Annotated in this window: 12 protein-coding genes; 4 read left to right on the forward strand and 8 right to left on the reverse strand. The window is 66.3% G+C overall.

All coding sequences use genetic code 11. From position 1 onward, the window contains the following. Position 1: 1 nt before the first annotated feature. Positions 2 to 1,357 carry an HlyD family type I secretion periplasmic adaptor subunit gene (locus tag KRX52_RS01165; protein ID WP_217679313.1) on the forward strand — a complete coding sequence of 452 codons (1,356 nt, stop codon included), beginning with the start codon at positions 2 to 4 and terminating at the stop codon, positions 1,355 to 1,357. Between the two features lie 3 nt (positions 1,358 to 1,360). Here the strand turns inward: KRX52_RS01165 and KRX52_RS01170 are convergent, their stop codons facing one another. The 6 genes from KRX52_RS01170 to KRX52_RS01195 all read right to left on the reverse strand — a co-directional run bounded on the left by KRX52_RS01170 (position 1,361) and on the right by KRX52_RS01195 (position 10,204). Beyond that, a complete protein-coding gene (locus KRX52_RS01170; RefSeq protein WP_217679314.1) occupies positions 1,361 to 1,984 on the reverse strand; it encodes a tRNA-uridine aminocarboxypropyltransferase in 624 nt (207 codons plus the stop codon). 45 nt (positions 1,985 to 2,029) lie between these two features. After that, entirely contained in the window at positions 2,030 to 2,947 is a 918-nt protein-coding gene (locus tag KRX52_RS01175; RefSeq protein ID WP_217679315.1) for a DMT family transporter, read from the reverse strand. A 157-nt stretch (positions 2,948 to 3,104) separates the two neighbouring features. Continuing rightward, complete coding sequence (locus KRX52_RS01180) at positions 3,105 to 4,286, reverse strand: vWA domain-containing protein (protein ID WP_217679316.1); 1,182 nt, start codon at positions 4,284 to 4,286, stop codon at positions 3,105 to 3,107. A 19-nt stretch (positions 4,287 to 4,305) separates the two neighbouring features. Next, on the reverse strand, positions 4,306 to 5,439 hold the full coding sequence (locus KRX52_RS01185) for an HD-GYP domain-containing protein (protein WP_217679317.1): 1,134 nt from the start codon (positions 5,437 to 5,439) through the stop codon (positions 4,306 to 4,308). 35 nt (positions 5,440 to 5,474) lie between these two features. Beyond that, entirely contained in the window at positions 5,475 to 9,290 is a 3,816-nt protein-coding gene (locus tag KRX52_RS01190; protein WP_254797303.1) for a response regulator, read from the reverse strand. Positions 9,291 to 9,358: 68 nt separating this feature from the next. After that, positions 9,359 to 10,204: an AAA family ATPase gene (locus KRX52_RS01195; RefSeq protein ID WP_217679318.1), complete on the reverse strand. Its 846-nt coding sequence runs from the start codon at positions 10,202 to 10,204 to the stop codon at positions 9,359 to 9,361. Positions 10,205 to 10,366: 162 nt separating this feature from the next. Here KRX52_RS01195 and cysK point away from each other — a divergent pair, with 162 nt between their 5' ends. Beyond that, a complete protein-coding gene (gene cysK, locus KRX52_RS01200) occupies positions 10,367 to 11,341 on the forward strand; it encodes a cysteine synthase A (protein WP_217679319.1) in 975 nt (324 codons plus the stop codon). 298 nt (positions 11,342 to 11,639) lie between these two features. Next, a complete protein-coding gene (locus tag KRX52_RS01205) occupies positions 11,640 to 11,846 on the forward strand; it encodes a cold-shock protein (protein ID WP_090214396.1) in 207 nt (68 codons plus the stop codon). Positions 11,847 to 11,951: 105 nt separating this feature from the next. On the opposite strand, the gene KRX52_RS01210 is transcribed toward KRX52_RS01205, so the two are convergent. Continuing rightward, positions 11,952 to 12,731, reverse strand: a complete 780-nt coding sequence (locus KRX52_RS01210; protein ID WP_217679320.1) for a class II glutamine amidotransferase — start codon at positions 12,729 to 12,731, stop codon at positions 11,952 to 11,954. 26 nt (positions 12,732 to 12,757) lie between these two features. Further along, positions 12,758 to 13,192 carry an MFS transporter gene (locus KRX52_RS01215; protein WP_217679321.1) on the reverse strand — a complete coding sequence of 145 codons (435 nt, stop codon included), beginning with the start codon at positions 13,190 to 13,192 and terminating at the stop codon, positions 12,758 to 12,760. 85 nt (positions 13,193 to 13,277) lie between these two features. Between KRX52_RS01215 and KRX52_RS01220 the strand changes: the two genes are divergently transcribed. Next, the gene (locus tag KRX52_RS01220) at positions 13,278 to 15,311 is read left to right on the forward strand and encodes a S9 family peptidase (RefSeq protein WP_217679322.1); all 2,034 of its coding nucleotides are present in this window, start codon (positions 13,278 to 13,280) and stop codon (positions 15,309 to 15,311) included. The last annotated feature ends 38 nt before the right edge of the window (positions 15,312 to 15,349 follow it).

Raw genomic sequence — 15,349 nt, forward strand, 5'->3', positions numbered from 1 at the left:
CATGAGCACTCTGCAAACCCTGGGTGGTTACCTGAGCCCGCTGCGTCAGTCCCGCGATACCGAATTCATGCCGGAAGTCCAGGGCGCGCTGGCGGAGGATTCCACCGGCCTGACCCGTATGACGGTCTGGCTGACCGCCCTGTTCCTCCTGACCGCGCTGGTGTGGGCCCATTTCGCCGTGCTCGACGAGGTGACCACCGGCGAAGGCAAGGCGATTCCCTCGAGCAAGGTGCAGACCATCCAGAACCTGGAAGGCGGCATCGTCGCGGAGATATTCGTCCGCGAAGGCCAGGTGGTGGAAAAGGGCGACCCGCTGCTGCGTCTGGACGACACCCGCTTCGTCTCCAACATGAGCGAAAGCGAAGCCGACCGCCTCGCCCTGCTGGCCCGGGTCGAGCGCCTGAGCGCCGAAGGCGAAGGCCGCCCGCTGCAGCTGCCGGAGGAGATCGCCAAGGTCGCGCCGGGTCTGGCCGCCGATGAGCAGGCCCTGTACCGCTCGCGCCAGCAGGGGCTGAGCAGCGAGGTCAGCATCCTGCAGGAGCAACTGCGGCAGAAAACCCAGGAGCTGGCGGAGTTCCGCGCCAAGGCGCAGCAATACAGCGCCAGCCTCGGTCTGATCCAGAGCGAGCTGAACATGTCCGAGCCGCTGGTGGCCAGCGGCGCCATCTCCCAGGTCGAGCTGCTGCGCCTGCGCCGCAGTGCCGTGGAAACCCGCGGTTCGCTGAATGCCACCAACCTGGCCATTCCGCGTGCCGAATCGGCGGTCAAGGAGGTCGAGCGCAAGATCGAGGAAGCCCGCCTGACGTTCCGCACCAACGCCCTGAAGGAGCTCAACGAAGCCCGCACCGAGCTGAGCAAGATCACCGCGTCCAGTCGCGCCATCGAGGACCGGGTCAGCCGTACCGGCGTGGTTTCCCCGGTGCGCGGCATCGTCAAGCAGCTCAAGGTCAACACCATCGGCGGCGTGGTGCAGCCCGGCAGCGACCTGCTGGAAATCGTGCCGCTGGAAGACAGTCTGCTGATCGAGGCCCGTATCCGTCCGCAGGATGTCGCCTTCCTCCACCCCGGCCAGCAGGCGATGGTCAAGTTCACCGCCTACGACTACACCATCTACGGCGGCCTCAAGGCCAAACTGGAGATGATTGGCGCCGACACCATCACCGACGAAGAGGGCAAGAGTTTCTACCTGATCCAGCTGCGCACCGACAAAAGCCATCTGGGCAGCGTGGACAAGCCGCTGCTGATCATTCCCGGCATGGTCGCCAACGTCGACATCATCACCGGCCAGAAGAGCGTGCTCGACTACCTGCTCAAGCCAGTTCTCAAGGCGCGCTCGGAAGCACTGCGCGAGCGTTGACGCTCACTCGTCCGGCGCATCACCGCGCAGGTGATTGCGCCGGTAGACCTCCTCGCCCATCGCCGCAATCTGCGCCTCGATCAGTGCCTCGAACGGGCGCAGCAACTCATCGAAACGCCCGGTGCCTTCCAGCCCGTTCAGGCAATGCACGATAGCCTCGATGGTCGACAGCGCACCGGCCGCCGGGGCCTTGCGCAGGCGATAGCGACTGACCAGCCCGTCCTCCAGCGCCAGCCGCGGCAACTCTGCCAACCAGGGGTTGCAGTACAGCAGGCGCCGCGCCTTGCGCCAGGTGCCGTCCGGCACAATCAGCAGCCGCTCGACCGGCGCACCAGTGGCGGACGCCGCCAACTGCGCGACCGTCTGGGCACCTTCGCCGGGAAACAGCAGCCAAGCCGCTCCCCCTGTCGCTGCCAGTTCGCTCTCCAGCTCGGGGAAGTGCTCGCCAACCCGCAGCTCGGCATTGGCCAGCCCGAGCGCGGCCAGCCGCGCGGTGTTCAGCGCGTGGCGAGTCTCGTCCGGGTGCTGCAGGATCAGCACCCGGGTGTGGCTGGATAGATGGGGGATCAGCTGACACAGGCAGTGTGTCAGCGGACGCGCGCAGCGCGGGCATTGGGCTCGGGACATGACGCACATTTTCGCATGTGCGCCGGATCGCGCCCAGCCATGCGCTTAGCTCAGCAAGCGGCGCCACCAGCCATCGGCACTGACCAGGCTGATGCCGAAGAGCACCAACAGCCCCCCGCCGATGAACAAGGCGTCGATGCGCTCACCCAGAAACCACACGCCGAAGCAGACCCCGAACAGCGGGGTCATGAAGGAAAACACTCCCAGCCCCGAAGCCAGGTAGCGGCGCAGCAGCCAGAACCAGACCAGGTAACTGGCGAAGGCCACCAGCACACTCTGGAACAGCAGGTTGCCCCACACCAGCGGGGTAAGGCGGACCGCCTCCGTCTGCCCGCCCAGCCAGGCGACCGGCAGCAGCAGGAGGCAGCCACAAACCAGCTGAAACAGCAGGGTCTTGGCCGGCGGCGCCTCCGACAGTCGACTGCAGCGCACCGACACGGTCAGTGCCCCCCAGGACATGCCTGCCAGCAGGCCGTACAGATCGCCCAGCAGCATGCCGGGCGAGAGATGCTGCCCCAGCAACCCGCCGGCGAAGGCCAGGGTGATTCCGGCGAAGGCCAGCACGATACCCAGCCACTGCAGCCGCCGCAGGCGCTCGCTGGGCACACGCCAGTGCAACCCCAGTGCGGCGAAGATCGGTGCGGTGTAGAGCAGGACCACGATGTGCGCGGCACTGCTGTGGCGCAGCCCCTCGGCGACGAAGAAGAACTCCAGGGCGAACAGCGCGCCGACCAGCAGACCGGCGCGCAGGGTGCCATCACCTAGGGCGAGCGGCTGGCGGCGCCAGAGCATGAACAGCGCCACCAACACGGCGGCGATCCCCGAGCGCAGCCCAACCTGCAGCAGCGGCGCCATGTCCGGCGCAGCCAGCTTGATCCCGACCTGCTGCAGTCCCCAGATGCCGCACAGCAGCACCATCAATTGCAGGGCGAACGCATCCACGCCCTGGCGTGTGGCAGACATCGAAAACTCCTGAAAAAACGGCGGCCCGCTGGCTGGATGCCGCGGGCCGTAATTGGTCAGACGGGGTGCGCGCCACGCTCGGAACCGCGTCCCGGCCAAGGCGGCACCGCTGCGCGGGCGCGGACAGTAGCAGCCGCAGCGCAACGCCGGAAGAGGCTCAGTTGGCGGCCAGAAAACGCATGCCCTCCTCCAGCCCCGCCGGGGTCAGCGGGTACATGCGCCCCTGCACCAGCTCGCGGACCATGCCGGTGGAGGCCGTGTACTTCCAGGTATCCTGTGGATAGGGGTTGATCCAGATGAGCTTCTTGTAGGTGTCCATGAAGCGCTGCATCCACACGAAGCCCGGCTCGTCGTTCCAGTGCTCGACGCTGCCGCCGGCATGGCTGATCTCGTAGGGTCCCATTGCGGCGTCGCCGACGAACACGACCTTGTAGTCCGGCCCGTACTTGTGCAGCAGGTCGACGGTGGCCAGGCGCTCGCTCAGGCGCCGCTGGTTGTCCCGCCACACCCCCTCGTAGACGAAGTTGTGGAAGTAGAAGTACTCGAGGTGTTTGAACTCGGTGCGGCAGGCGGAGAACAGCTCCTCGCAAACCTTGACGTGGCTATCCATCGAGCCGCCGATGTCGAACAGCAGCAGGAGCTTCACGGCATTGCGCCGCTCGGGGCGCATGCGGATGTTGAGCAGGCCGGCATCGCGCGCGGTGTGCTCGATGGTGCCGTCGAGGTCGAACTCCTCGGCCGCCCCTTGGCGGGCGAACTTGCGCAGGCGGCGCAGGGCCAGCTGGAGGTTGCGCGAGCCCAGCTCCATCTGGTCGTCGAGGTTGCGATACTCGCGCTGCTCCCAGACCTTGGCCGCCCGGCCCTGGCGCTGGCCAGCATCGCCGATGCGGATGCCCTCGGGATGGTAGCCGCCAGAGCCGAACGGACTGCTGCCGCCGGTGCCGATCCACTTGTTGCCGCCGGCGTGGCGCTCCTTCTGCTCCGCCAGGCGCTGCTTGAACGCTTCGAGCAGCTGCTCCAGGCCGCCGAGGCTCTTCAGCTGCGCCTTGTCTTCCGCGCTGAGCGAGCGCTCGAACTCCTTGCGCAACCAGTCCTCGGGAATCAGCGCCTCGAGCGCCGCATCCAGACTCTGCAGGCCGTTGAAGTAGCTGGCGAAGGCGCGATCGAACTTGTCGAAATGCCGCTCGTCCTTCACCAGCACGGTGCGCGCCAGGTAATAGAAGCCGTCCATGTCGGCGAACACTACCTGGCGTTCGAGCGCCTCGAGCAGGTCGAGCAACTCGCGCAGCGACACCGGCACCCGGGCCGCGCGCAGTTCGTTGAACAGGTTGAGCAACATCGGCGGGCTCCGCTCAGTCTCAGGCCGGCTGAGGCTGTTTGTTGGCGGTCGGCGCGGCTGCCTGGCCAGACGACTCGGGGAGACTGCCGCTCCGAACAGCCAGGCTATCCTCGAGTGCGCCGTGATAATCGGCGAACTGCTCACGAATCTTCAGCATCTGCGGCAGCGCCCGCTTGAATGCGCCGATCAGGCCCGGATCGAAATGGATGCCGACCTGAGCCTCGATATGACCCAGTGCTTCCTCCAGCGGCCAGGCCTTCTTGTAGGGCCGAGTACTGGTGAGGGCATCGAACACGTCGGCCAGGGCGACGATGCGCGCCATCAGGGGAATCTCCTTACCCTTCAAACCGCGCGGGTAGCCGCTGCCATCCCACTTCTCGTGGTGGCACAGCGCGATGGTTCGCGCCGCCTGCAGCAGTTCATCACTGTGCTGGCCAATGATTTCCGCACCGATCTCCGGATGGCGCTTGATCTGTGCCCACTCGTCAGCGTCCAGCGCCCCCGGCTTGAGCAGGATGTGGTCGGGAATGCCGATCTTGCCGACATCGTGCATGGGCGCGGCGTTGTAGAGGATGTCCAGACTCTTCTCGCCGAGGCCGAACTCCTCGCCAATCAGGCGGCAGAAGTGGCTCATGCGGATGATGTGGTTGCCCGTCTCGTTGTCGCGGAACTCCGCCGCGCGCCCCAGGCGCCGGATGATCTGCTGACGGGTATTGAACAGCTCGGCGGTGCGCGCGCTGACCTGGCGCGCCAGCTCGCGGTTCTGGTCGTACAGCGCGAGGTGGGTGCGCACCCGGGCCAGCACGATGGCCGGGCTGATCGGTTTGGTGATGTAGTCCACCGCGCCGAGCTCCAGACCGCGGCGCTCATCATCCACTTCACTCATGGCGCTGACGAAGATCACCGGGATGTCGCGGGTGTCCGGGTTGCTCTTGAGCTGCTCGCACACCTGATAGCCATCCAGGCCAGGCATCATGATGTCGAGCAGGATCAGGTCCGGCGGAGTGGCGGAACAGGCGATCTTCAGCGCCTTCTCGCCGTTGAGGGCGACGCGGGTGCGGTAGTGAGGCGACAGCACCTCGTTGAGGATGTCGATATTGTCGGCAACGTCATCCACCAGCAGGATGGTGCTCTGGGTCGGTTCCTGGCTCATATCGCTTCCTTAAATATCCGTCCTGATGACAGAGACTACGCGTCTGCTTCGGCACCAGCCAGCGCCGGTTCGTTCTGCAGCAACGCCAGGGCCTCCTCGAACTCGTAGCGGCCGATCAGCCGCTGCAGCTGTACCGCCAGCTCCTGCAGCCCCAGGCTGGCCAAAGGCTCGAGCAGCCCGGCCAGACATGCGCCGGCTTCGCCGTCATCGTCACGCAGCAGTTCGGTCAGGCGCCGCAAGCCGTGGCCAAACGCGGCCTGATCGACGGCGCCGCCTGCCGCTACCCGCTCAGACTCCGTGCCGGTCGCCAGCGCAGCGGCGATGCGCCCAACCAGCACCTGCAGCTCCAGCTCCAGGCCGGGCAGAAGCAGCTCGACCTCCGCCTCGCACTGCTGGCGCAACTGCGCCTCCAGTGCGGCGGCACTCAGGGCAAGGGCCTGGGCACCGATATTGCCCGCCAGCCCCTTGAGGGTATGCGCGATGCGTACGGCCGTCTCCGCCTCTCCCGCCTGCCGGGCCTGACGGATCCGGGTCACGACATCGCCCTGGGACTCGCAGAAGCGCCCGAGCAGCTTGCGCAGCAGCGCCCGGTTGCCGTCCAGGCGCTGCAAGGCCACCTCCAGTTGCAGGCCGGCAATCGCCGGCAACTCGGCTCCGCCCTCGGCCAGCGCCGGCATGGCGTCCAAATGCGGATGAGCAACCTTGACCCAGCGATGCAGGGCGATGAACAGCTGGGTCACGTCGATGGGTTTGGCAATGTGGTCGTTCATGCCGGCGGCCAGGCATTTTTCCTTATCACCGGCCATGGCATTGGCGGTCATCGCCAGCACCGGCAGCTCGGCATAGGCTGCCTGCCGACGAATCTGCCGGGTCGCCTCGAAGCCATCCATCACCGGCATCTGGCAATCCATCAGCACGCCGTCGTAGGACTGCCGCTCGAGCATGGCCAGGGCTTCGGCCCCGTTGTTGGCGACCTCGACGCGAATGCCGGCACGCCCGAGGATTTCCGTGGCCATTTCCTGGTTGACCAGGTTGTCCTCCACCAGCAGCAGGAAGGCCCCGCGCAGCGCCTTCTGGGCCTCCAGATACTCGGCCTGCAACGCCCGCTTGCGCGGTGGCGTCACGACCGCCCGACCGAAGGTGGTGAGGATGCTGTCGAGCAGGGTCGAGGGGGTGATCGGCTTGACCAGTACCCCTTCGACCCGGGTATCGCCGAGCCGCTCGAGCAGCTCGTCGCGACTGTAGGCGGTGACCATGACGAACAGCGGAGTTTCGCCGATCCGCAGATCCCGGCGAATGGTGCGGATGGCCTGCACGCCATCCATGCCCGGCATCATCCAGTCCATGATCACCAGGCGGTACGGGCGCCCGGCGGCATGGGCCTGCTCCAGCTGGCGAATGGCATCGGCGGCGTCGCGGGCGGTACCCACCTCGAACTTCAGCGCACTGAGCATGCTGTGGAAGATTTCCCGAGCGCTGGCATTGTCGTCGACCACCAGGATCGGCATACCCAGCACATCGTCGCCATCGATCAGCAGTTCGCGCTGGGAGGTCTGCAGGTGGAACGGCACCCGAAAATGGAAGGTACTGCCGCGGCCGGGCGCGGACTCCACGCCGATCTCGCCGCCCATCAGATCGACCAGCCGCTTGCAGATGGTCAGCCCCAGCCCGGTACCACCGTACTTGCGCGAGGTCGAGGAATCGGCCTGGGTGAAGGCCTGGAACAGCTTGCTGCACTGTTCCTCACTGAGACCGATGCCGGTGTCGATGACCTCGAAGCGCAACCAGGTGCCCTGCTCGCTGTCCTCTTCCCGATGGATGGCGATGGTGATCTCGCCCTGCCCGGTGAACTTGATGGCATTGCTCAGCAGGTTGCTCAGCACCTGGCCGAGGCGCAAGGGGTCGCCGAGCAGACCGGTGGGCACATCGGTGTCGATGTCGAACAGCAGCTCGAGGCCCTTTTCCTGCGCCTTGACCATGGCCTGGTCGGCGAGGCTGCCAAGCACATCCTCGAGGAAGAACTCGACCTTCTCGAACTGCATCTTGCCGGCCTCGATCTTGGAGAAGTCGAGGATGTCGTTGATGATCCCCAGCAGGTTCTGCGCCGCCGCGTGGATCTTCTCCAGGTAGTTGCGCTGACGCGGCTCCGGATCGCTGTCCAGGGCCAGGTGCGCCATGCCCATGATCACGTTCATTGGCGTGCGGATCTCATGGCTCATGTTGGCCAGGAAGTCCGATTTGAGCCGGGTCGCCTCCTCCGCCAGCTCCTTGGCCGTGGCCTGAGCCTGTTCGGCGGCCTTCTGCGCCGAAATGTCGATCAGCGAGCCAACCAGCCCGGCTACCCGGCCATCGCTGCTGCCGTAGCTGGACAGGTTGTAGAGGGCCGAGTGCATCTGGCCATCGGCGAGAGGGATGCGCATTTCTGCCGAGTAGCGCCCGCCCTCGCGCAGGATGCGCTCGTTGGCCTGCTGGTAGCGGGGGCGATCCTCCTCCGGCAACTGGATGAACTGCGACACGGTCTTGCCGATCAGCTCCTCGCGGCTGACCTGGAAGGCATCCAGGAAGGCCTGATTGAAGCCCAGGTAGCGTCCCCTGGCATCCTTGAAGAACACCGGATACGGCTGGGTGTCGAGCAGCACGCGCTGCAATTCCAGCTGGTCGGCGATGGCCTGCTCGAACTGCTTGCGCTCACTGAGATCGCGCAGCGTCGCGCAGGCACACGGCGAGCGCCCGGCCAGCAGCGGCAGACGGGTCAGGCCCAGCTCGACCGGGAACTCCCGCCCTTGGCGGTCCACCCCACGGAAATCGCCACGCATGCTGCCCATCAGCCTGCTGCCGTCCCCGCCCATGAAGCGGGCGCGCATCTGGGCATGACCCGGGCGGATATCCGTCGGCACCAGATCGTCGACGCAAGTCCCGAGCAGCTCGCCCGGCGCATAGCCGAACAGCTCGTGAGCCTTGGGGTTGGCGATCAGGATCTGCCCATCGCTGTCGACGATCAGCATGCCGTCCGGGGAGAACTCGATGATCTGCCGATACCAGGCCTCGGCCTGGCTGCTCTGTTGGCGCTGCGCATCCAGCTCGCACAGGGTGTCCTGGTAGCTGCGCAGGGTGCGGCTGAGATCGCCGATTTCCGACTGCTCCCCGACATGCGGATAGCGGAGGTCGCGAGCACCGCCGAGCAGCTGCCGGGTGTTGCCGGTCAGCTCGATCAGTGGCTGCAGCACGCGGCGATGGTAGAAGCGGCGCAGCACCAGCACTACCAGCAGCAGGCTGGCCAGCATCAATACCTGGGCGGCAATCATGGCCCGATTGACCTGACGGTCGAGCGCCTCGATCCTGGCCTCGTACTCTTGGTGAACCCGTCCACTCAGTTGCTGCAGGGGTTCACGGATCGCCAGCCGGGCCGCCTCATACTGCGGACCGAATACCAGCTCGATAGCTCGCTGGCGGGCGCCACCATCCACCGCGTCAAAAGCCTCCAGCTCCAGCTCGACCAGGGCATCCGAGCGGCGCTTGGCCTCTACCATCTGCGCGTTGTCACTCGCGGGCAGCTTCAGGGCCAGGAACTGCTCGAGGGCCTTGTCCCGCGAGCGGATCTCATTCCGCTCGGTGAAGAAGGCCTGCCGGAAGCGCTCCTCGCCGGTTGCCACGTAGCCGAACACAGCGAGGGTCAGGGCCTGAGAACCCAGCTGCAACTCGCTGAGCGCGTCGCTGGCATGGTGCTGGGCACCCACGGTGTCCCGACGCTCGATGGCCAGCTGGGCGGTCAGCAGGACGCTGATGCAGGCCAGGCCAAGCAGCCCCATCACCAGGTAGGTGATCCGGTTGCTGAAATTGCCAAGTTTCATGGGTTAAGGCTCTCGATCCTGGAGCGGTGACTGGCCTCGTCGCCAGAGGGAGGACGGTCCTGAGGAGTTCAGCGTCCGACGCGCCGGTTCATGAACGCCAACCGCTCGAGCAGCTGCACGTCCTGCTCGTTCTTCACCAGCGCGCCGGCCAGCGGCGGAATCGCCTTGCTCGGGTCACGCTCGCGCAGCAGCGCCTCGCCGATCTGGTCGGCCATCAGCAGCTTGAGCCAGTCGACCAGCTCGGAGGTGGACGGCTTCTTCTTCAGCCCCGGCACCTTGCGGAGGTCGAAGAATATCTCCAGCGCCTCCTGCACCAGCTCCTGACGGATACTGGGGAAGTGCACATCGACGATCTGCTGCAGGGTGGCGCGGTCGGGGAAGGCGATGTAGTGGAAGAAGCAGCGGCGCAGGAAGGCGTCCGGCAGCTCCTTCTCGTTGTTGGAGGTGATCAGGATGATCGGCCGCTGCACGGCCTTGATGGTCTCGCCGGTCTCGTAGACGAAGAACTCCATGCGGTCGAGTTCCTGCAACAGGTCGTTGGGGAACTCGATGTCGGCTTTGTCGATCTCGTCGATCAACAGCACCACCCGCTCGCCGCTCTCGAAGGCCTCCCACAGCTTGCCCTTCCTGATGTAGTTGCGCACGTCGTGGACCTTGTCCACGCCCAGCTGCGAGTCGCGCAGGCGACTGACCGCATCGTACTCGTAGAGGCCTTGGTGCGCCTTGGTGGTGGACTTGATGTGCCAGGTGATCAGCCGGGTGCCCAGCGCCTCGGCCAGTTGCTCGGCGAGCAGGGTCTTGCCGGTACCCGGCTCGCCCTTGACCAGCAGCGGGCGCTGCAGGGTGATGGCGGCGTTGACCGCCAGCTTGAGGTCGTCGGTGGCGACGTAGGACGCGGTGCCTTCGAACTTCATCGGTATCAATCCTTGTGCGGACAGGCGTGGCCGGCCCTGCCGGCGGCGAATGCCCGACTATAGCGTGCCGGCCCGCGGGCTGGGAACGCCGGCTCTGGACGCCCCCACGCCGACGGCATAGGCTGATGCGGTTCATCTTTTCATCGGAGGAGAAGGCCCGACATGAGCCGCATCTACGCAGACAACGCCCAAGCCATCGGCAACACACCGCTGATCCGCATCAACCGCCTCGGCCCGCAGGGCGTGACCATTCTGGCCAAGAACGAGGGCCGCAACCCGGCCTACTCGGTCAAGTGCCGGATCGGCGCCAGCATGATCTGGGACGCCGAGCAGAGCGGCCGGCTCAAGCCGGGCATGACCATCGTCGAGCCGACCTCCGGCAACACCGGCATCGGCCTGGCCTTCGTCGCCGCGGCCAAGGGCTACAAGCTGGTGCTGACCATGCCCGCCTCCATGAGCCTGGAGCGGCGCAAGGTACTCAAGGGGCTCGGCGCCGAGCTGGTGCTGACCGAGCCGGCCAAGGGCATGAAGGGCGCCATCGACAAGGCCAGCGAACTGGCCGCCGCCCACCCGGGCGAGTACCTGCTGCTGCAGCAGTTCGAGAACCCGGCCAACCCGGCGATCCACGAACAGACCACCGGCCCGGAGATCTGGAACGACACCGACGGCGCCATCGACGTGCTGGTGGCCGGCGTCGGCACCGGCGGCACCATCACCGGCGTGTCGCGCTACATCAAGAACACCATGGGCAAGCCGATCCTCGCGGTGGCGGTGGAGCCGGCCGGCTCGCCGGTGATCAGCCAGACCCTGGCCGGCAGCGAGGTCAAGCCCAGCCCGCACAAGATCCAGGGCATCGGCGCCGGCTTCGTGCCGAAGAACCTCGACCTGTCGATCGTCGACCGCGTCGAGACGGTGAGCGACGACGAGGCCAAGGACATGGCCCTGCGCCTGATGCGTGAGGAAGGCATCCTCTGCGGCATCTCCTGCGGCGCCGCCATGGCCGCCGCGGTGCGCATCGCCAAGGAGCCGGCGATGCAGGGCAAGACTATCGTGGTGATCCTCCCCGACTCCGGCGAGCGCTACCTGTCCACCATGCTGTTCGACGGCCTGTTCGGCGAGCAGGAGCTGCAGCAGTAACCGACAAGGCGATCCGCGTCGAAGAGGTGTCGCGACATGCTCTCCGGCGCGGTCCGGTCAGGCCGGCAAAAACCGGCCAACCCGCGCCACTTCTGGGCTGGAAGGGATTTTTCACAGCTTGGCGAAAAAGTGTTTGCCATGCCGGACGGGAACGGGCAAAGTGAAGGTGTAGGTCAAGGCGGAATACGTAAGCTGTGAACGCACTGATTCAGTACGTCAGTTCGTCATTCTCGATATCTTGATTCCACACCGATGAACTCCGGTTCAGCTACAAATCAACACCTAGGAATTACACGAAATGGCAACTGGCACTGTTAAGTGGTTCAACGACACCAAAGGCTTCGGTTTCATCAAGCCGGACGACGGTGGTGACGACCTGTTCGCCCACTTCTCTGAAATTCGCGCTCAGGGCTTCAAGACCTTGGCCGAAAACCAGAAAGTGTCCTTCGAAGTGACCACTGGTCCGAAGGGCAAGCAAGCTTCCAACATCCAGATCATCGGCTAATCGCTGATCTGAGTGTGAAAAAACCCGGCTCTCGAGCCGGGTTTTTTTATGCCCGCGATTCAGCGCAAGCGCCTAGCGGCGGTTTTACCGTCCGCAAACCCCGCCTCAGCCTGCGACCTGCCCCTCGGCGACCATCTCGCCACGCCGCCACAGCATCCACTGCCCCGGCTGATACAGCGCCCAGGCCTCGTTGGCGGTCAGCGGCTCGGTAGCGACCACCGTCACCACGTCGTCCGGAGTGGTTTCCGCCTGGAAGTCCACCCGCAGATCGGCATCCTTGAGCTGCGCCGGCCCGAACGGCGCGCGCCGGGTAATGTGTGCCAGCTTGGTCGAGCAGAAGCTGAACAGCCAGTCGCCGTCGCTGAGCAGGGCATTGAACACGCCAAGGCGGCGATAGTCGGCGCAGGCCTGAACCAGGGTCGGCAGCAGCTCCTCGATCTCCACCGGTTCGGGAAAGACCAGGCGGATGCGATTGAGCAGATCGCAGAACGCCGCTTCGCTGTCGGTATCGCCCACCGGCCGGTAGAAGCCGGGCTGCGGCGCGAAACCCGCCAGCTGGCCGTTGTGCGCGAAGCACCAGTTGCGCCCCCACAGCTCGCGCACGAACGGATGGGTGTTGGCCAGACTCACCTTGCCGACGTTGGCCTGGCGGATATGGCCGATGACCACCTCGCTCTTGATCGGATAGCGCTGCACCAGCCGCGCCACCTCCGACTCGCTGCTCGCCTGCGGATCCTGGAACAGGCGCAGGCCACGGCCTTCGTAGAAGGCGATGCCCCAGCCGTCGCGATGCGGTCCGGTGCGACCGCCGCGCTGCATCAGCCCGGTGAAACTGAACACGATATCGGTCGGCACGTTGGCACTCATGCCCAGCAGTTCACACATGCGTTGACTCCCTGAGGACCGCGGGCTTACAGGCGCGGCTCGACGCGACCGTCGGCCAGATTGCGCTGCTCGAGCACTTCACGCATGGTCGGTTCGCGCGCCGCCTCGGCGGCCTGACGCTTCGCCCTGCTGCGGCGCAACAGCGGCCAGCGGATGACGACGAACAGCAGGTAGAGGGCAAAACCGATCATGCCGAACATCGCCAGGTCGCTGATCGCCCGCCACAGGTTGCTGCCGGTTTTCATCAGCAGATCCAGGGCAGTGATGGCGATCGCCGGGGCATAGAGGTCGCGCACCGGATCGACCAGCGTCGGGCTCAGCAGCAGCACGGCGATCAGTACCCGCAAGGGCTCGCGCAGCCCGCGCCACATCCAGCTAGTGATGCGAAAGCCGACCAGCAGGCAGCCGAGTGCGGCAACGGCGTAGACCGCCCAGGCGAGAAGGTAATCTTGTTCAGTCATCGGTGCGTGGCGGCAGCGGAATAAGGGCGCTTATGATAGCGGCTTTTCCCCGGAGCCGCGCGTCAGCTGCGGCTGGAGTCAGCCGATGTCCCTCACCCCGCCCCTCGCCCGCCGCCAGGCTGGCGCCGACCCCTACGCCTGGCTGGAGCAGCGCGACAGCGCCGAAGTGCTCGACTACCTGCAGGCCGAAAACGCCTGGCTGGACGAGCAGCTCAGCGGACAAGCTGCCCTGCGCGAGCAGCTGTTCGAGGAGATCCGCGCGCGCATCCGCGAGACCGATCTGTCGCTGCCCACGCCCTGGGGCCCGTGGCTGTACTACCAGCGCACCACGGCCGGCGAGGAGTATCCGCGCCACTACCGCTGCCCGCGCCCGGTCGACGGCTCGCTGGGCATCGTCGAAGCCGGCGAGCAGCTGCTGCTCGACCCCAACCTGCTGGCCGGCGAAGGTTATCTGGACCTCGGCGCCTTCAGCATCAGTCCCGACCACAGCCGCCTGGCCTACAGCCTGGATACCGAGGGCGACGAGATCTACCAGCTGTACGTCAAGGAGCTGGACACGGGCGAAGTCACCGCCCTGCCCTTCGCCGACTGCGACGGCAGCATGACCTGGGCCAACGACAGCCGCACGCTGTTCTTCGGCGAGCTGGACGACACCCACCGCCCGCACAAGCTGTATCGCCATCGTCTGGGCGAGGCGGATGCCGAGCTGGTGTTCGAGGAGCAGGACGGCCGCTTCTTCCTCGGCTGCCACCGCGCCAGCTCCGAACGCCAGCTGATCCTGCTGCTGGCCAGCAAGACCACCAGCGAGGCCTGGGTGCTCGACGCCGAGCAACCTCTGGGCGAGTTCCGCTGCCTGGCCCCGCGCGCGGAAGGCCACGAGTACTACCCCGACCACGGCCAGGTCGACGGCCAGTGGTGCTGGCTGATCCGCAGCAACCAGGCCGGCATCAACTTCGCCCTGTACCGTGCCGAGGAAGGCACACCGACCCGCGAACACTGGCAATCACTGGTGCCGCACCGCGAGACGCTGATGCTCGAGGACTTCAGCCTCAATGCCGGCGCCATCACCCTCGACCTGCGCGACAACGGCCTGCCGGTGATCGAGGTGCTGCCCCGCGGCGCGGCGCCCTACCGGGTGCAGCTGCCGGATGCCACCTACAGCCTGCACGTCTACGACGACCTGGAGTTCGACAGCCCGGCGATCCGCCTGCGCTACGAGGCGCTCAACCGCCCGGCGCAGATCCGCCAGCTGGAGCTGGCCAGCGGCGCGCAGACAGTGCTCAAGCAGACCCCGGTGGAAGGCCCGTTCGATGCCGACGCCTACGAGAGCCGGCGGATCTGGGCCAGCGCGGCGGACGGCACCCGGGTGCCGATCAGCCTGGTCGGCCGCCACGACAGTTTCGGCCGCCCCGCGCCCCTCTACCTATACGGCTACGGCGCCTACGGCGAAAGCCTCGACCCGTGGTTCTCCCACGCGCGGCTGAGCCTGCTGGAGCGCGGTTTCCTGTTCGCCATCGCCCATGTGCGCGGCGGCGGCGAGCTGGGCGAGGCCTGGTACCGCGCCGGCAAGCTGGAGCACAAGCAGAACACCTTCGGCGACTTCATCGCCTGCGCCGAGCAGCTGATCGAGGACGGCTACACCACCCCGGCGCAGCTGGCGATCAGCGGCGGCAGCGCCGGCGGCCTGCTGATCGGCGCGGTGCTCAACCAGCGCCCCGAGCTGTTCGCCGCAGCCATCGCCGAGGTGCCCTTCGTCGACATCCTCAACACCATGCAGAACCCCGAGCTGCCGCTGACGGTGACCGAGTACGACGAGTGGGGCGACCCGCACGAGCCGGCGGTGTACGAGCGGATCCGGGCCTATGCGCCCTACGAGAACGTCAGCGCCCAGGCCTACCCGGCGATCCTCGCTGTCGCCGGCTACAACGACAGCCGCGTGCAGTACTGGGAAGCGGCCAAATGGGTGGCCAAGCTGCGCGCCAGCAAGACCGACGCCAATCTGCTACTGCTCAAGACCGAGCTGGGCGCCGGTCACGGAGGGATGAGCGGGCGCTATCAGGCGCTCAAGGATGCGGCGCTGGAATACGCCTTCCTGCTCAAGGTGCTCGGCCTGGCCTGAAGCCTGGGCTAGCAACGACAAAGGGCGCCCGTCGGCGC

This window comes from Geopseudomonas aromaticivorans, from assembly GCF_019097855.1.
GTDB classification, from domain to species: Bacteria; Pseudomonadota; Gammaproteobacteria; order Pseudomonadales; family Pseudomonadaceae; genus Geopseudomonas; species Geopseudomonas aromaticivorans.